This is a genomic window from Thauera sp. AutoDN2, assembly GCF_051280715.1.
In the GTDB taxonomy this organism is placed as follows: Bacteria; Pseudomonadota; Gammaproteobacteria; order Burkholderiales; family Rhodocyclaceae; genus Thauera.
Map to the genome: position 1 here is coordinate 80,852 of NZ_JBNCAR010000012.1, position 16,684 is coordinate 97,535.

13 protein-coding genes are annotated in these 16,684 nt (G+C 66.5%); 7 read left to right on the forward strand and 6 right to left on the reverse strand.

Annotated elements, in window-relative coordinates; all coding sequences use genetic code 11:
• The first annotated feature begins 5 nt into the window (after positions 1-5).
• The 6 genes from ACPT9U_RS09155 to ACPT9U_RS09180 all read left to right on the forward strand — a co-directional run bounded on the left by ACPT9U_RS09155 (position 6) and on the right by ACPT9U_RS09180 (position 6,857).
• A complete protein-coding gene (locus ACPT9U_RS09155) occupies positions 6-935 on the forward strand; it encodes a branched-chain amino acid ABC transporter permease (RefSeq protein WP_418363668.1) in 930 nt (309 codons plus the stop codon).
• 15 nt (positions 936-950) lie between these two features.
• Positions 951-2,027, forward strand: a complete 1,077-nt coding sequence (locus ACPT9U_RS09160) for a branched-chain amino acid ABC transporter permease (protein ID WP_418363667.1) — start codon at positions 951-953, stop codon at positions 2,025-2,027.
• Between the two features lie 53 nt (positions 2,028-2,080).
• Positions 2,081-3,412, forward strand: coding sequence for an ABC transporter substrate-binding protein (locus tag ACPT9U_RS09165; RefSeq protein WP_418363666.1), 1,332 nt, complete (start codon positions 2,081-2,083; stop codon positions 3,410-3,412).
• Positions 3,413-3,488: 76 nt separating this feature from the next.
• Complete coding sequence (locus ACPT9U_RS09170; RefSeq protein WP_418363665.1) at positions 3,489-4,304, forward strand: ABC transporter ATP-binding protein; 816 nt, start codon at positions 3,489-3,491, stop codon at positions 4,302-4,304.
• 52 nt (positions 4,305-4,356) lie between these two features.
• Positions 4,357-5,592, forward strand: a complete 1,236-nt coding sequence (locus tag ACPT9U_RS09175) for a phenylacetate--CoA ligase family protein (protein WP_435750686.1) — start codon at positions 4,357-4,359, stop codon at positions 5,590-5,592.
• Between the two features lie 77 nt (positions 5,593-5,669).
• Positions 5,670-6,857 carry a CaiB/BaiF CoA transferase family protein gene (locus ACPT9U_RS09180; protein WP_418363663.1) on the forward strand — a complete coding sequence of 396 codons (1,188 nt, stop codon included), beginning with the start codon at positions 5,670-5,672 and terminating at the stop codon, positions 6,855-6,857.
• 69 nt (positions 6,858-6,926) lie between these two features.
• Here ACPT9U_RS09180 and ACPT9U_RS09185 read toward each other — a convergent pair whose 3' ends face one another.
• From ACPT9U_RS09185 to ACPT9U_RS09195, 3 genes are all read right to left on the reverse strand, one after another.
• Positions 6,927-7,349, reverse strand: a complete 423-nt coding sequence (locus tag ACPT9U_RS09185; RefSeq protein WP_435750688.1) for a PhaM family polyhydroxyalkanoate granule multifunctional regulatory protein — start codon at positions 7,347-7,349, stop codon at positions 6,927-6,929.
• A gap of 90 nt (positions 7,350-7,439) precedes the next feature.
• Positions 7,440-9,353, reverse strand: coding sequence for an ATP-binding protein (locus ACPT9U_RS09190; RefSeq protein ID WP_435750689.1), 1,914 nt, complete (start codon positions 9,351-9,353; stop codon positions 7,440-7,442).
• The gene (locus tag ACPT9U_RS09195) at positions 9,350-10,273 is read right to left on the reverse strand and encodes an ABC transporter substrate-binding protein (protein WP_435750690.1); all 924 of its coding nucleotides are present in this window, start codon (positions 10,271-10,273) and stop codon (positions 9,350-9,352) included. The genes ACPT9U_RS09190 and ACPT9U_RS09195 overlap by 4 nt, the downstream gene beginning before the upstream one ends.
• A gap of 246 nt (positions 10,274-10,519) precedes the next feature.
• On the opposite strand from ACPT9U_RS09195, the gene ACPT9U_RS09200 reads away from it, so the two are divergent.
• A complete protein-coding gene (locus ACPT9U_RS09200) occupies positions 10,520-11,149 on the forward strand; it encodes a response regulator transcription factor (protein WP_418363659.1) in 630 nt (209 codons plus the stop codon).
• A 49-nt stretch (positions 11,150-11,198) separates the two neighbouring features.
• On the opposite strand, the gene ACPT9U_RS09205 is transcribed toward ACPT9U_RS09200, so the two are convergent.
• From ACPT9U_RS09205 to ACPT9U_RS09215, 3 genes are all read right to left on the reverse strand, one after another.
• Entirely contained in the window at positions 11,199-11,906 is a 708-nt protein-coding gene (locus ACPT9U_RS09205; RefSeq protein ID WP_418363658.1) for a hypothetical protein, read from the reverse strand.
• 87 nt (positions 11,907-11,993) lie between these two features.
• Entirely contained in the window at positions 11,994-12,761 is a 768-nt protein-coding gene (locus ACPT9U_RS09210; protein ID WP_435750692.1) for a class I SAM-dependent methyltransferase, read from the reverse strand.
• Between the two features lie 27 nt (positions 12,762-12,788).
• Positions 12,789-16,340, reverse strand: coding sequence for an indolepyruvate ferredoxin oxidoreductase family protein (locus tag ACPT9U_RS09215; protein WP_435750693.1), 3,552 nt, complete (start codon positions 16,338-16,340; stop codon positions 12,789-12,791).
• Positions 16,341-16,684 lie beyond the last annotated feature (344 nt).

Here is a 16,684-nt window from a genome sequence, read left to right on the forward strand (position 1 = left end):
GGGACATGGGATTCTTTATCGAAACGATGTTGGGTGGGCTGATGACCGGCATGTTGTATGCGCTGGTCGCCCTGGGCTTCGTGCTCATCTTCAAGGCCTCGGGGGTGTTCAACTTCGCCCAGGGGGCGATGGTACTGGTGGCTGCGCTGGCGATGGCCCGCTTCTCCGAGTGGAGCAACGCGGCACTCGGCGGTGACAGCCTCTTCCTGGCCAACGTGATCGGCATCGTCGGTGCTGGCCTGGTCATGTTTGCGGTGGCCTGGGCGGTGGAGCGCTTCGTGCTGCGCAAACTGGTGAACCAGGAGGGCGCAACGCTGCTGATGGTGACGCTGGGTATCGCTTATGTGCTCGAGGGCCTCGGCCAGACCTTTTTCGGCAGCGAGATCTACTCGATCAACGTGGGCATGCCGAAGGATCCGGTGATCATGTTCGAGGGCCTCATCGAAGGCGGCGTCATGATCAACAAGGAGGACTTCATCGCTGCGGCGCTGGCGGCGGTGCTGGTGGGCGGCCTCACCATCTTCTTCCAGAAGACCGCGATCGGCCGCGCCCTGCGTGCGGTGGCGGACGACCATCAGGCGGCGCAGTCGGTGGGCATCCCGCTCAACAAGACCTGGGTGATCGTGTGGTGCGTGGCGGGTCTGGTGGCGCTGGTGGCCGGCATCATCTGGGGCTCCAAGATGGGCGTGCAGTTCTCGCTCGTCACCGTCGCCCTGCGTGCCCTGCCGGTGGTGATCCTTGGCGGCCTGACCTCGGTGCCGGGCGCGATCGTCGGCGGCCTGATCATCGGTGTCGGCGAGAAGCTCTCCGAGGTGTACCTCGGCCCCTTCGTCGGTGGCGGCATCGAGATCTGGTTCGCCTATGTGATGGCGCTGATTGTGCTGCTGTTCCGACCGCAGGGTCTGTTCGGCGAAAAGATCATCAACCGCGTCTGACCGGGAGACATAACAGTGTTCTATCGCGAAAACGGCCAGTTCAAGACGAGCTACGCGGCCGACCAACAAATTTTCACCATCGCCCAGGACAAGTGGTTCGTCTACGGGTTGATCGCCTTCGCCGTGCTTGCGGTGCCGATGCTGGCCGACGAGTACATGTTCCGCGCCATCCTGATTCCCTTCCTGGTGCTGTCGCTGGCCGCGCTGGGGGTGAACCTGCTGGTCGGCTATTGCGGCCAGATCACGCTGGGGGCGGGCGCCTTCATGGCGATCGGGGCGTATGCTGCTTACAACTTCATGGTGCGCATCGATGGCATGCCGCTGGTGCTGGCGATGCTGCTCGGGGGTGCAGCGGCGGCGGCGTTCGGCATCCTGTTCGGCATCCCCAGCCTGCGCGTGCGCGGCCTCTACCTTGCAGTGGCGACGTTGGCGGCGCAGTTCCTGTGCGACTGGGCCTTCCTGCGCATCGGCTGGTTCACCAACTACTCCTCGTCCGGTTCGGTGTCGGTTGCCAAACTCGAGGTGCTGGGCTGGGTGATCGACTCGCCGGTGGAGAAGTACCTGTTCTGCCTCGCCTTCGTGGTGGTGTTCGCGGTGATCGCCAAGAACCTGACCCGCGCGGCCATCGGCCGCCAGTGGATGGCGATCCGCGACATGGACGTGGCCGCCGAGGTCATCGGCATCCGCCCGATGTTCTCCAAGCTATCGGCGTTTGCGGTCAGCTCCTTCTTCGTCGGCGTGGCCGGTGCGCTGTGGGGGTTCGTCTACCTGGGGTCGTGGGAGCCGGCGGCGTTCTCGGTCGATCGCTCCTTCCAACTGCTGTTCATGGTCATCATCGGTGGCATGGGGTCGATCATGGGCAGCTTCTTCGGCGCGGCCTTCATCGTCGTCCTGCCGATCTTCCTGAACCAGTTCCTGCCCTTCCTCGGTGGCCTGGTCGGCATTTCGGTATCGACCGCCGGCGTGTCCCATGCCGAGTTCATCATCTTCGGTTCGCTGATCATCTTCTTCCTGATCGTCGAGCCGCATGGCCTCGCCCGTCTGTGGTCGATCGCCAAGCAGAAGCTGCGTCTGTGGCCCTTCCCGCACTGATGCAGCGTTTCATTTCCCGCAGTGCCCATGCAGCATATAAAAGGAGGAGACTCATGAAATTCCGTTCCCTGGCCCTCGCGGCCGCCATCGCGTCGGTGGGCCTGTCGTCCGCCGTGTTCCCCACCGCCGCCCAGGCTCAAGCGCAGGAGCAGTTCTTTCCGGTGCTGGTCTATCGCACCGGCGCCTATGCCGCCAACGGCAACCCCTGGGCCAACGGTTATGTCGATTACCTGAAGCTGATCAACGCCCAGGGCGGCGTCAACGGCGTCAAGCTCTCGTACGAGGAGTGCGAGTTCGGCTACGCCACCGACCGCGGCGTGGAGTGTTACGAGCGCCTGAAGGGCAAGAACGCAACGCTGTTCCAGAGCCTTTCGACCGGGGTGACCTTCGCGCTCACCGACAAGGCGACGGCCGACAAGATCCCGCTGATCACCGCCGGCTATGGCCGCAGCGAGTCGCAGGATGGCTCGGTGTTCACCTGGAACTTCCCGCTGCTGGGCACCTACTGGGTCGGTGCGGACGTTGCCATCCAGCACGTCGCCAAGGAGATGGGTGGGCTGGACAATCTCAAGGGCAAGAAGATTGCGCTCGTCTATCACGACAGCCCCTTCGGCAAGGAGCCGATCCCGGTGCTGCAGGAGCGTGCCAAGATGCACGGCTTCGATCTGCAACTCCTGCCGGTCGCCCACCCGGGCGTGGAGCAGAAGGCCACCTGGCTGCAGATTCGCCGCGATCGTCCGGACCATGTGTTGCTGTGGGGCTGGGGCGTGATGAACTCCACCGCAATCAAGGAAGCGCAGGCCACCGGCTATCCGCGTGAGAAGATGCTGGGTATCTGGTGGGCGGGCGCGGAACCGGACGTCAAGGACGTCGGTGCCGGTGCCAAGGGCTACAGCGCGCTTGCGCTGCAGCACGGCGCCGAGCCGAACAGCAAGGTCGTCAAGGACATGCTCGCCATGGTGCACGACAAGGGCCAGGGTACGGGTCCGAAGGATGAGGTTGGCTCCGTGCTGTACATGCGCGGCCTGATCTCGGCCATGCTGGGCGTGGAAGGCGTGCGCCAGGCGCAGGAGCGTTACGGCAAGGGCAAGGTCATGACCGGCGAGCAGGTGCGCTGGGGTCTGGAGAATCTCAACCTCGACCAGGGCAAGCTCGACGCCATGGGCTTCGCCGGCGTGATGCGCCCGGTGCAGACCTCCTGCACCGACCACATGGGTGCGTCGTGGGTGCGCGTGCACTCCTGGGACGGCAGCAAGTGGGCGTTCAGTTCCGACTGGTATCAGGCCGACGACAAGGTGCTGCGTCCGATGGTGCTCGAGGCGGCGAGCAAGTATGCGGCTGAGAAGGGCATCCAGCGCCGTACCGCGGAGCAGTGCGCGGAATAAGTCGAAACCGCGTTGAAACTGAGTTGAAACGTGCCTCCGCACCGCGTGGTGCGGAGGACTTTCCCTGGAATCGAACATGAACGCACCCAACCCAGCCTTCCTCAGCGTCAATAACATCGAGGTCATCTACAACCACGTCATCCTCGTGCTGAAGGGCGTGTCGCTTTCGGTGCAGGAGGGCAGCATCGTTGCGCTGCTGGGCGGCAACGGCGCGGGCAAGACCACCACCCTGCGTGCGGTCAGCAACCTGCTCAAGGGCGAACGCGGCGAGGTGACCAAGGGTTCGGTCGAATACAAGGGCGAGCGCGTCGAAGCGCTGACCCCCGCCGACCTCGTCAAGCGCGGCGTCGTGCAGGTCATGGAGGGCCGCCATTGTTTCGGCCACCTGACCATCGAGGAGAACCTGCGCACCGGCGCCTACACACGCACCGACGGCAAGGCCGCGGTCGAGGAGACGCTGGAGAAGGTCTACACCTATTTCCCCCGCCTGAAGACGCGCCGCAACAGCCAGGCAGCCTATACCTCGGGCGGTGAACAGCAGATGTGCGCGATCGGGCGCGCAATCATGGCCAAGCCGAAGCTGGTGCTGCTCGACGAACCTTCGATGGGTCTGGCGCCGCTGATCGTCGAAGAGGTGTTCGAGATCGTCAAGGATCTCAACACCAAGGAAAAGGTGAGCTTTCTGCTCGCCGAACAGAACACCATGGTCGCGCTTCGCTACGCCGATTTCGGCTACATCATGGAGAACGGCCGTATCGTCATGGAAGGCGCGGCGAGCGAGTTGTCCACCAACGAGGACGTCAAGGAGTTCTACCTCGGGCTCTCGGGTGAGGGGCGCAAGAGCTTCCGCGACATCAAGCATTACCGCCGCCGCAAGCGGTGGCTGAGTTGAGCCGGTGCAGGCCCGAATCCGAGACAACCACCTAGCGAGCAGGGATGCCGAGATGACTTTCCACGATGCGCGGGAAACCCGCGACCCCGAGATCCGCGAACGCGAGTTGCTGGCCCGGCTACCGGCGCAGATCGCACACGCACGTGCTGCAGCACCTGCCTTCGGGCGGCTGCTGGCCGACGTTGACCCGGACTCGGTCACCAGCCGCGCGGCGCTCGCTACACTGCCGGTCATCCGCAAGTCCGAACTCCTTGAACTGCAGAAGGGCGCACGCCCCTTTGGCGGGTTTGCGGCGATCGGCTGGGGCGCGGCCTGCCGGCGCGTGTTTGCCTCGCCCGGTCCGCTCTACGAACCCGAGGGTGCGCGACCCGACTACTACCGCCTGGCGCGTGCGTTGTTCGCCGCGGGTTTCCGTGCCGGCGATCTGGTGCACAACACCTTCTCCTACCACTTCACGCCCGCCGGATCGATGATGGAGACTGCCGCGCACGCCCTCGGCTGCACGGTTTTCCCGGCCGGCGTGGGGCAGACCGAGCAGCAGCTTGCGGCAATCGCCGACCTTCGGCCGAACGCATACGTGGGCACGCCATCCTTTCTGCGCATCCTGCTCGACAAGGCAGACGAATTGGGCGTTGCCGTATCCTTCACCAAGGCCTTCGTCTCGGGTGAAGCCTTTCCGCCCAGCGTGCGCGAAGCCTTCGCCGCGCGCGGGATCGAGGCCTGCCAAGCCTATGCTACCGCGGACATCGGCCTGATTGCCTATGAAACCCCTGCTCGCGAGGGCATGGTGGCGGATGAGGATATCCTGCTCGAGATCGTGCGTCCGGGCACGGGTGACCCGGTTGAGCCCGGCGAAGTGGGAGAGGTGGTTGTGACCACCTTCAATCCCGACTATCCGCTGATCCGGTTCGGCACCGGCGACCTGTCCGCCGTGCTGCCCGGCAGCTCACCCTGCGGCCGGACGAACGTACGCATCAAGGGATGGATGGGACGTGCCGACCAGACCACAAAGGTCAAGGGCATGTTCGTGCATCCCGGCCAGATCGCGCAGGTGGTGCGCCGCCACCCGGAGGTGACCCGTGCCCGCCTCGTGGTGGATAATCCGGGCCTCAACGACCGCATGACCCTGATGTGCGAGGCGGCTGGCGGTGGCAGCGAAGCGCTGGCCAGCGCCATCTCGGCCAGCATCCGCGAGGTCACCAAGCTGCGCGGCGAGGTCGCCTTCCTGCCATCGGGCGCACTTGCCAACGATGGCAAGGTCATCGACGACCTCAGGGTCTATCAGTAACGTCACGCGTGGCCGCCTCGGGCGGTTGCGCCCGGCGGCCACCGGGCGCGGTGGCCGTCCGTATTACCGGAGGCTGCATGCACGATCGCGAAACCGCGCCGCGCGCCCCGCTCGAGGGCGTGCGTATCCTGGATCTCACTCGTCTCCTGCCGGGGCCACTGGCGACCCAGCACCTTGGCGACTTCGGTGCCGAGGTGATCAAGGTCGAGGACACCGGCGCGGGCGACTACGCGCGCACGATGGGCGCGATGGGCGGTGAAACGAGCTGGTTCTACCAGATCGTCAATCGCAACAAGCAGAGCCTGCGTCTGGACCTCAAGCACCCCGAGGGGCGCGATCTTTTCCTGCGCCTCGTGGAGTGCGCGGACGTCGTCGTCGAGGGTTTTCGCCCCGGCGTGATGGCGCGCCTGGGCCTGGGCTACGATGTGCTTGCCGCGCGCAATCCTCGTCTGGTGCTGTGCAGTATCACTGGCTACGGCCAGACCGGCCCGTATGCGGCACGTGCGGGCCACGACATCAATTACCTCGGCTACGCGGGCGTGCTGGACCAGATCGGCCTGGCCGGCAGCGCGCCGGCGCTCTCCAACGTTCAGGTAGGCGATCTGCTCGGTGGAACCATGAGCGCCGCGATGGGCATCATGGTCGCGCTCTTCGCCGCACAGCGAAGCGGCAGCGGGCGCCATGTGGACGTCTCGATGACCGATGCCAGCTTCGCCCATGCGATTTTCCCGCTCACCGAGGTGCTCGCCCACGGGCGGGTCAGGCCGCGCGGCGAAGCGCTGCTCAGTGGTGGCGTACCGTGCTACGGCGTCTATGAAACCGCAGACGGCCGCCACATGGCGGTGGGGGCGCTGGAAGAGAAGTTCTGGAAGCTGCTGTGCAGCACGCTGGGGCGCCCGGACCTCGAGCCGGGGCACCTTGCCGAGGGTGAGGCGGGTGCGCGGGTGCGGAGTGCGCTCGCGGAGATCTTCCGCAGCCGCAGCCAGCGCGAATGGATCGCCGTGTTCGATGCGGTGGATTGCTGCGTGACGCCCGTGTTGCGCCTGGAGGAGAGTCTGGAAAACGAGCAGCTCAGGGCGCGGGGCATGGTCATGGAGGTCGACGGGGTACGCCAGTTCGGCCCTCTGCTGCAAATGCAGCCGACGGCTGCGCAAGAAGCGCGTCCGGCGCCGGCGCGCGTGGGGATGCACAGCGCGCAGATTCTCGCGGCACTCGGCCTGTCCGATGCGGAGATCGCTCGCCTGCAGGCGCAAGGGGTCGTCTGAGGCAGGGTGCGGCGTCCTCTGGATGTCGCCGAGATCGGGCATTCGCCGCGGGGGCGGATGCCCTCGCGGTCACTTGTCCGGTGCGGTCTTGCGTCGCGTTCCACGTGCGCCGCTCTTGGCGCTGCCGTCCTCGGGCGTGGTGGCCTGTTCTGCGGTGGGAGCGCCGGTCATCATGCTCCACGGCCACATCGACGCTGCAGCGGCAAAGGGGTTGCCCTCGGTCTCCCCACCCGACTCGCCTGCGGCCTGTTGGCTCATGGCCTTGACCGCAGCGAGTGCGGCGCGCTGCATCTCGAGCCCCTGGATGCTCATCTGCAACATGTTGAGGTTCATCTTCAGCCAGCCTTCGACTGCGCGCATGTCCTTGATGCGCTTGTCGAGTTCATCGACATCCAGGGTCGGGGTGACCATGCCGGGCAGCGAGAAACCCATCTGGCCCCACATGCCCCGGACGAATTCGAGGGGGTCTTGTGCGTTCTGGTCCTGAGACATGGTCTGCGCTCCGCTCGGTAATGGACTGATGCGTTCATATTAACCGAAGCGAGGCGGCCGGTGACGCGCCCCGATGCGCAGCGGGGCGCGTCAGCTCACGCCGACCAGGCGGTGGATGAGGGCCCGCAGCCGGGCAGGGCGAGCGGGTTTGTGAAGGACGTGGGCTCCGGCGGCATGGACGCGCTCCAGTGTTTCGGGCGCGGTGTCGCCACTCACCAGGATCGCGGGCATCCGGCTCAGGCCGGGCACGGCGCGGGCTTCGTCCATGAGTGCGAGCCCGTCACGTTCGCCGCGCAGGCGCAGATCGGTGACGAGGATGTCGGGTACGACCCCCTTACGCAGCCACCCCATCGCCTCCTCGGCATCCTGAGCCGGATGCACGTCGCAGCCCCACGTGGTGAGCAGACGGCTCATGGCGTCGAGTGCGAGCGGATCGTCATCGACCGCGAGCACCTGGAGCCCATCGAAGTTGCCCATCGCCCGCGCTTCCTGATCGATCTCGACCTGTTTCGGCTGTGCCGCGGCCTGAAGCTCGATCGCAAACACGGAGCCTCGGCCGGGGGCCGAGCGAAGCGAGAGTTCGAGTCCGAGCAGGTCGACCAGGCGGCGCACGATCGCCAGCCCGAGGCCCATGCCCTTGTCCCGCGCTCGTTCGGCATTCTCGAGCTGGACGAACTCGTGGAAGATGATCTGCTGTGCGTCCTCATGGATGCCGATGCCGCTGTCGCGTACCTCCACGCGCCAGTTCTGTCCGCGCCGCCGGCAGGCGAGCAGGACGGTTCCGGAGGGGGTGTAACGGACGGCGTTGCCGAGAAGGTTGTCCACGATCCGTTCGAACAGCTGAGGGTCGGTGAGCGCCCAGCAGGGCGGGCAGTGCAGGCGGAGCGCCAGACCATGCTCGGCGGCGTCGGCTGCGTGCCGGGCGAGCATGTGTTCGAGCTTACCCCGCAGGTCGAAGGCCACCGGGCTCGGCGCCAGGACGCCGGCGTCGAGGCGCGAAATGTCGAGCAAGCTGTCGAGCAGCCCCTCCATCGCCTCGGTCGAGGCGACCAGCCTTTCGGTGATCTGGCGGCTGCGCGCGTCCAGATCCTGCTGTGCGAGTTGGGATAGAAACAGTCCGAGGGCGTGCAGGGGCTGTCGCAGGTCGTGGCTTGCTGCGGCGAGGAAGCGGGATTTCGCCAGACTTGCGCGCTCGGCTTCCTCTGTCCGTGCGCGCAACGCCAGCGTGGCCTCATCGATGCGGCGGCTCATGAGTGCGCGAGCGTCGGCAAGTCGTGCAGCCATTTCGTTCACGCCTTCGGCCAAGGCACGCAGACTGCCTCCGCCGCTGGGGGCCACGCGCTGATCAAGCTCGCCGCGGCCGATGCGCTGCACCGTGTCGGCAACCGCACGGATCGGTCCGCTGACGCTGCGACTCATGCGCCGTGCCAGCAACAGGCTGCCGAGGGCGACGACCAGCATCCAGCCCGCAGCGATGCGCAGCAGTTCAGCGTGACGGGCACGCAGGCGCTCGAGTGAGACGTCGACCAGCACCAGACCTGGCGTCCTGTGTCTTGTGGTCGCGGCGGAAGGGTGCTCGAAGGCGTCCTCTATCGGCAACTCGCTGGCGCGGATCGGCTCCACGATGCGCAGCCAGCGTTCGCCGGCGACCGTCTGCGCGCGATCCGGCGCGACAACTGGCGGCGCCGGCATCGAGGGTGCAAGCTGGCCCGCGCTGGCAAGGATGGCGCCCTCGGCACCGACGATCGCCACCGCTGCGATATCGTCCTCCTGCAGCAGTGCCTCGGACATCTGCTGCAGGCGCAGGCGGTCACCGGAAAAGAGCGGAAACTCGCTCGCGATCGCGAGCTGTCGCGCATGGGCGTGCGCGCGTGCGCGGAGTGCCTCGTCCAGGTCTGCGAGACGCAGGCCGGTGTGGGTTGCCGTCATCAGTGTCGCGAGCACCAGCATCGGGACGAAGGCAACGAAGGTGACCCGTGCACGGATGCCCCAGCGGCCGATCATCGTTGGCCGTCCTCGGTCTGCATCAGTGCGCGGGTGAGCGTCTCCGCTGGCTGCAGCTGGAGTCCGAGTGCGCGTGCGACGGTGGTGTTGACGCCAACCTCGAATAGCCGCGGTGCTGCCGGAGGCGGCATGGGGTCGCCAGCCAGCAGGCGCGCCGCGAGCCCGGCGGCCTCGTGCCCGGCCTGCGTGGCACTTGTGTACAGGCCCAGCACGGCTCCGGCGCGGACATAGGCGGCGGAATGGCCCAGCACCGGCGAGCGCAGCCGGTAGGCAGTCATAAGGATGTTCTGCACTGTGTAGCGGTTGAACACCGTGGTGTCGGGCAGGCTCACGAGCACGGCCGGCGCCTGCAGCGCCTTCTGCAGCCCGGGGTAGAGTTCGTCTTCACTACGCACGAGCGCAGTGCGCACGCTAAGGCCCTCCGTGCTGGCGGCAGCGGTCAGCGCCCTTGCGTGTGCCGTGCTCGCGGTGCCGTAGAGGGTGGCGATACGCGTGTGTGCGGGGAGGGCCATGCGCAGCAGGGCGACCTGGCGGGCTGCGGGCTGATCCAGCACGATTGCCGTGAATGGGCCGGAGCCAGCGCCGCGCTCGAGGCCTTCGAGGGCGTTGCGCGACAGCAGCGCATGCAGGATGGGTGCCGTGGATCCCGCGCGTGCGGCGTTGGTGGCCGCTTCGCTCCCGAGCGTCACGACAAGCGCCGCCGTGTCGAGCTCGTCGCGCTCGACCTCGCCGCCTTCCCGTACCGCGACGGTGTGTTGTGGAGCGATGTCCTGCAGCCGTGCGCTGAAGGCGCGCACCGCTTCCTGATGCACCGGGTCTTCGCCCTGCGCGAGCACGAGCACCGGAGCTTGCGCAACGGCCGCCGTCACCTGCATCAGTCCGGCGGCAAGCACGCACAGCAGGCGTGACACGCGGGTCATGCCGTCACGACCCGCGTGCACCGGCTCCGGTCGATGCGGGGGAACGGGCTGTGGCGATCGGGGTGGCGGGGCATGTGCGGCAATCGTGGGTGGCCGGGTTGCGGACCGGCGCTGGGCGAGCGGGCGGATGGAAGGAACAGGGGGCCGATTCTCGCCGCTTTTTCCGGAATGGAATAGAGGGGGTTAGCCCGTGTCGTGATATGTTGGACGCGTCACCGAATCGGCAATGGGTACGACTGGAGGGCTATGACCAGGATTCTGATCATCGAGGACCACGCGCTTGTGCGCGAGGCCATGGCCCAGCGCGTGGCCCATGTCGAGGCCGGCATGGAGTGCATCGAGGCCGGCAGCGCCGATGAGGCACTTGCGCTGCTGGAGCGCGGGGAAGACGTCGATCTGGCGATCATCGATCTGATGTTGCCCGGCATGAACGGCTTTTCGCTGCTGTCGATCTTTGCCAAGCGCTTTCCGGACATCCCGGCGATCGTGGTCTCGGCCATGGATGACGAGGCATCGGTCCGGCGTGCGCTCAAGGCCGGAGCGTCTGGCTTCGTGTCCAAGGCCAGCTCGGGCGAGGTGCTGGCCCAGGCGGTGCGCGAAGCGCTCGACGGCGGCATGCCGACGCCCTGCGGCACGGGGGGCCGTCCATCGTCCGCGCGGGGCCTGACGCCCGCGGAGCGTTTTGGCCTGACGGCGGCGCAAGGGCGCGTGCTCGAATTGCTCGTGGGCGGGCGCAGCAACCGTGAGATCGCAGAGCTGCTTGGCTTGAGCGAAGGTACGGTCAAGGTCCACATGACCGCGATCTACCGTGCGCTCGGCGTGGGCAGTCGGTCGCAGGCGCTGGTGGCGCTCGCTCGCAGCGGCGCGACGCTCTGAGGTGCTTTCTGCGGCGGATTGGAGCCCGTCGTGGGCGCCGGGTCGTACCTCAGTGCGGGCGGCGGGCGCCGTGGCTCAGGCGCAGCGGCATTTCGGCAGCGGGCAGGCGCTCGCCTTCGGCATCCCGCTCGTCCTCCGCATACGTGTCGGCGAAGTCGATTTCCAGCACTTCAAGTACTTGGCGCGCGAGTGCGCGGCATGCATTTGCAAGCGGCGTTGGCAACTGCTCGGGAACCTGCTTCTGCAGCAGCAGCTTCGAAGAGGACAAGGCATTGACCGGGCGCAGGATGCGATGGCGGTAGGCCCCGAGCAACTGCGCGACGGTGCGGTCGGCGGCCTCGCGCTGCCAGGCGTTGTGCGGCCATTGGGTGGGAATGGCGTAGGCGCGGGGGAACATCTCCAGGTCGCGCAGCACGGTACGGATGTCTTCGTGCGACTCGCGGAATGGCAGCAGCACGATGTCCGATAGGGCGTAGAGCTTTCGGTCCATCTCGGTCCGGTTGCCGCCGCCGTCGATGACGCCGATCCAGTTGTCGAGCGTGCGCAGTTTGTCGACGACTTTGGTGAGTGCGTCACGCGTGCGGGCGTCGGCGATCACATAGCGTCGCCCTCCCGGGGTCAGCGGCTCGCGCGAAGTGTCGGTGAGCACGCACGCGGCGCGCTGTCCGAGCAGGCCCAGACCCTGGCACAGCATGTGCGAGAGCGTGGTCTTGCCTGTTCCACCTTTGTTGCCGATTACGCAGATGATCTCCGCCATGTCGCTACATTCCTTTGCCAGCTGACCGTTTCATGCTGTGCATTATCCGGTCTGGGCGGAATGCGCAAGCGGCGGAAAAGCGGCGTTTCAGTGCGTCATTTCACCGCTTCGATGCCGTTGCGCCGGACCGATGCGGTACACGAACAGCCGCGTATTGCGGCGGTCGGCGACCTCGATCACTTCATCGGGCTCGCGGCCGGGTACCTGGAAGCTGTTGCTCACCAGAAGGCTGCCGCTCCGCATCCCCTTGCAGGCCTTCTCCCACACCCGGGGCATGGGGACGGGCGACAGGAAAGCGTAGACGAGATCGTAGCCGGACCAGTCGTGCGCAAAGAAATCGCCGCGCAGGAGCGCGAGATTGGCCTGCTTGCCGGCGAGCAGGCGGCCGATGAGCCAGGCGGCCGGCGCCAGTTCGATGCCGGTGAACGCGCAGTCGGGACGGCTGGATGCAAGCGGACGCAGCAGGGAGCCGGTTCCTGCGCCGATGTCGAGCACCTTCGCGGCCCCCGGCGGGATCAGGCCAGCTACCGCAGCGGCGGTCTGGCGGTTGCTGAGATAGAGCGGAACCTGGGTTCGGTAGCTGCTCCAGTACACCAGCGCCAGCATCAGGAAGGCCGCGAGAAACCACTCCGGGCGCAGCCCCAGGCCGAGCACCCCCACCACTGCAGGCAGAAATGCGAGATGAATCGGCAGCCACCAGCGCGCGCTGCGCAGTGCGGCTGAGGCGGCACATGCGAGCAGGGCCTGCGTTGCAACCAGCGCCCAGAGGCCGGTCACCGCGCCCACGCGCGCAAGCGCGAGGGCTCCGGCGAGGCCAATGATCTGGGCGAGAAGGGCTTTGAGGGCTGGAGGCATGGTGGGCAGAGGGCGCGAACTGGGCGCTCATGATAGCGCCCCGTGCGGTGTGTGCCGCCAGCGTGACAGCAGCGTGCTCCGTTGCCTGGCCGCAGTCTTCATGGCTTGTGCCTTGACGTGTCCGAAGCCGCGGATGGTCTCCGGCAGTCTGGCGATCTCGAGTGCCAACGGCAGGCGATCGTCGCTCAGCGTGTCCAGCATTTCGGCAATGTCGGCTTCGTAGTCGGCGATCAGGGCGCGCTCGGCGCGGCGTTCGGCAGTGTGGCCGAAGAGGTCCCAGCGCGTCCCGCGCAAACCCTTGAGGCGGGCGAGCAGGCGGAAGATCCGCATCATGCCCGGGCCGAAGGCCCTCTTGGCGACGTGTCCCGTATTCGGATCCGGGCGTGCGAGCAAGGGCGCGGCGAGATGGAAACGCACGCTGTAATCGCCCTCGAAGCTCGCCTCGACCTGCGCCCAGAACGCAGGGTCGGTATAGAGCCGTGCCACTTCATACTCATCCTTGTAGGCGAGCAGCTTGAAGTAGTTGTGTGCGACGGCTTCAGCGAGTCGGGTGCTGCCGGTGCCCGCCTGCCGGGCTTCGATATCGCGTACGCGCTCGACCAGGCTGCGGTAGCGGGCAGCGTACGCGGCGTCCTGGTAGGCGGTGAGCATCTCGACGCGGCGTGCGACGAGTGCGTCCAGTCCAGGCCGTTGGGCCGGGCGCTGGGGGGCGGGCCGGGCGTGGCTTTCCGCTGCAGCGAGGTCGTGCGCTGCCCGGCGTCCCCACAGGAAGGCCTGGCGGTTCATCTCGATCGCAACGCCGTTGAGTTCGATGGCCTGCATCAATGCGGCCTCCGATACGGGCACCATGCCCTGCTGCCAGGCAAAACCGAGCAGGAAGAGGTTGGTGGCGATGCCGTCGCCGAGCAGCCGGGTGGCCAGCGTCTGTGCATCCACAAAGCGCAGAGGCGCGCCCTGTGCTGCAAGGTCCTGCACCCCGAGCGCCTCCGCGATGGTCTTGCGCATGCGCTCGAGTGGAAACTGCCAGTCGGGGTCGCGGGCGAACGCCGAAGTCGGGGTTTCGGCGAGGTTGATGACGGCACGCGTGTGTCCCGCGGCCATCTTGGCCAGCGCCTCGATGCTGGCGCTGACGATAAGATCGCCGCCGATTACGGCATTCGCCTCCCCGGCGGCGATCCGTACTGCGTGCAGATCCTCAGGGCGGTCGGCGATGCGGATGTGGCTGTATACCGACCCACCCTTCTGCGCCAGGCCGGTCATGTCGAGCACGGTGACCCCTTTGCCGTCGAGGTGGGCCGCCATGCCGATCAGGGCACCGATGGTAATCACGCCGGTGCCGCCGACCCCGGTGACCAGAATGCCGAAGGGCTGTGTCGTGGCGGGCAGCGCCGGTGCCGGCGGAGATCCGAAGTGACGATCGTCGCCGGCCAGTGCCTTGCCCTTGCGCAACCGCCCGCCCTCGATGGTGATGAAGCTCGGACAGAAGCCCTTGAGGCAGGTGTAATCCTTGTTGCACGAGGACTGGTCGATCTGGCGCTTGCGGCCGAACTCCGTCTCTACCGGCAGGATCGACATGCAGTTCGACTGCACGCCACAATCGCCGCAGCCCTCGCACACCGCCTCGTTGATGAAGACGCGGCGTGCCGGGTCTGGAAAGGTGCCGCGCTTGCGGCGCCTGCGTTTCTCGGCGGCGCAGGTCTGGTCGTAGATCAGCGCGGTTACGCCGCCGGATTCGTGCAACTCGCGCTGGATGGCGTCGAGTTCGTCGCGGTGGCGGATCGGAACGTGCGGGATGTCGGCCGGGCCGTAGGCACGATCGGTGCCGTCGGTGACGACGACGATGTTGTGCACACCCTCGGCGTGCAACTGGCGCACGATGGTGGGCACGTCGAGCGGCCCGTCGTGAGGTTGGCCGCCGGTCATGGCGACTGCGTCGTTGTAGAGGATCTTGTATGTGATGTTCACCTTCGCCGCCACCGCCTGGCGGATTGCCATCAACCCGGAGTGGAAGTAGGTGCCGTCCCCCAGGTTGGCGAAGATGTGCTTCTCGCGCGTGAAGGGGGCCTGCCCCACCCAGGGCACGCCCTCGCCGCCCATGTGGGTGAACGTGGAGGTGCGCCGCTCCGGCATCCAGGTGACCATGTAATGGCAGCCGATGCCCGCCACTGCGCGGCTGCCCTCGGGCACATGCGTGGAGGTGTTGTGCGGGCAGCCTGAGCAGAAGGTCGGGACCCGGTCTGTGCTGAAGTCGCGTTGTTCGAGTGCGGCCTCCTTGGCCTCCAGGAAGGCGAGGCGGGCGCGGATGCGATCGGAGGTGAAGAAGCGGTCGATGCGCGCGGCGACCACGCGCGCAATCATCGCCGGGGTGAGTTCGCCGGCCGCGGGCAGCAGCCATTCGCCGTGATCCACGGTGCCGTCGGCGCGGACGATGCGCGCCCATTCGCCCTTCTCGTCGAATTTGCCGATGACGCGCGGACGCACGTCCTCACACCAGTTGTAAAGCTCCTCCTTGAGCTGGTATTCGAGCAACTGGCGCTTCTCCTCAACCACCAGGATTTCGTCCAGCCCCGAGGCGAAATGGCGCACGCCGTCGGCTTCGAGCGGCCACACCATACCCACCTTGTACAGGCGTATCCCGATCTCGGCGGCGAGCGTGTCGTCGATGCCAAGGTCGTCGAAGGCCTGTCGCACATCGAGATAGCTCTTGCCGCAGGTGATGATCCCGAGACGCGGGGAAGGGGCGTCGATGACGATGCGGTTCAGCCCGTTCGCGCGCGCATAGGCAAGCGCGGCGTAGAGCTTGTAGTGCAGCAGGCGCTTTTCCTGCACCAGCGGCGGATCGGGCCAGCGGATGTTGAGTCCGTCCGCAGGCAACGCGAAATCGGACGGAATCACCACCTGCACGCGATTCGGGTCCACCTCGACCGAGGCTGAGGTTTCGACCGTGTCCGCAAGCGCCTTGAACGCCACCCAGCACCCCGAGTAGCGCGAAAGCGCATAGCCGTGTACGCCGAAGTCGATGTACTCCTGCACGCCTGCCGGTGCCAGCACCGGCATCATCATCGACTTGAAGAAGTGATCTGTCTGGTGAGGAAGTGTCGAAGATTTGGCCGCATGGTCGTCGCCTGCCACCACCACTACGCCGCCGTAGCGCGAACTGCCGGCCGCGTTTGCGTGGCGAAACACGTCACCACAGCGGTCTACTCCCGGCCCCTTGCCATACCAGAGCGCGAACACGCCTTGGTACTCGGCCTGGGCGCTCAGGCTCACCTGTTGCGTACCCCAGACCGCGGTGGCGGCCAGGTCCTCGTTGACGCCCGGCTGGAACACGATGTGGCGCGACTGCAGGTGCTGGCGTGCCTTCCAAAGCGTCTGATCGAGTCCGCCCAGCGGTGAGCCGCGGTAGCCGGAGACGAAGCCCGCGGTATTGAGGCCCGCGGCCTCGTCGCGCGCCTTCTGGATCAGCAACAGGCGAACCAGTGCCTGATAGCCGGTGAGGTAGACGCGGCCCGAAGCCAGCGTGTACTTGTCTTCCAGGCTCGGGGCGTGTGCCTGCCTGCGGGGCTCCGCTTCCGTCATGGTCTTTTCCTCCATGCCCAAGATAGTGCTCCGGGTGCTGCGCAGCGCCCCGTGGCGGCCTTGTGGGCCACCGCCGGGCGTTGCGTCGATGAAGCCTAGGCGCACGCAGGCGCGCCCTCAATCAATGAATACCCTGAACCGCCGCTCGGCAAGCTCACCCTGGATCACAGGGCAGAGCGCAACTGCGTGCGCAGGGCACGACCCATCGAACCCTTCCGTTGCCGAGCGAAATTCTGTGCAAAAAGATTGTTGGCAACAAATAGAACTGTCCGGTGTTGTAGCAAATGAATTGTCCGCTCGGTTATGCGAGGTGGGAAGCCTGCAAAGGGCGTAGCCCGAAGCAG

What these genes read in the sequence shown, in the direction of transcription:
- ACPT9U_RS09155 (WP_418363668.1), top strand. Translation starts at nt 6, where the DNA reads ATGGGATTCTTTATCGAAACGATGTTGGGTGGGCTGATGACCGGCATG.
- ACPT9U_RS09165 (WP_418363666.1), top strand. Translation starts at nt 2,081, where the DNA reads ATGAAATTCCGTTCCCTGGCCCTCGCGGCCGCCATCGCGTCGGTGGGC.
- ACPT9U_RS09170 (WP_418363665.1), top strand. Translation starts at nt 3,489, where the DNA reads ATGAACGCACCCAACCCAGCCTTCCTCAGCGTCAATAACATCGAGGTC.
- ACPT9U_RS09175 (WP_435750686.1), top strand. Translation starts at nt 4,357, where the DNA reads ATGACTTTCCACGATGCGCGGGAAACCCGCGACCCCGAGATCCGCGAA.
- ACPT9U_RS09180 (WP_418363663.1), top strand. Translation starts at nt 5,670, where the DNA reads ATGCACGATCGCGAAACCGCGCCGCGCGCCCCGCTCGAGGGCGTGCGT.
- ACPT9U_RS09185 (WP_435750688.1), bottom strand. Translation starts at nt 7,349, where the DNA reads ATGTCTCAGGACCAGAACGCACAAGACCCCCTCGAATTCGTCCGGGGC.
- ACPT9U_RS09190 (WP_435750689.1), bottom strand. Translation starts at nt 9,353, where the DNA reads ATGATCGGCCGCTGGGGCATCCGTGCACGGGTCACCTTCGTTGCCTTC.
- ACPT9U_RS09195 (WP_435750690.1), bottom strand. Translation starts at nt 10,273, where the DNA reads ATGACCCGCGTGTCACGCCTGCTGTGCGTGCTTGCCGCCGGACTGATG.
- ACPT9U_RS09200 (WP_418363659.1), top strand. Translation starts at nt 10,520, where the DNA reads ATGACCAGGATTCTGATCATCGAGGACCACGCGCTTGTGCGCGAGGCC.
- ACPT9U_RS09205 (WP_418363658.1), bottom strand. Translation starts at nt 11,906, where the DNA reads ATGGCGGAGATCATCTGCGTAATCGGCAACAAAGGTGGAACAGGCAAG.
- ACPT9U_RS09210 (WP_435750692.1), bottom strand. Translation starts at nt 12,761, where the DNA reads ATGCCTCCAGCCCTCAAAGCCCTTCTCGCCCAGATCATTGGCCTCGCC.
- ACPT9U_RS09215 (WP_435750693.1), bottom strand. Translation starts at nt 16,340, where the DNA reads ATGACGGAAGCGGAGCCCCGCAGGCAGGCACACGCCCCGAGCCTGGAA.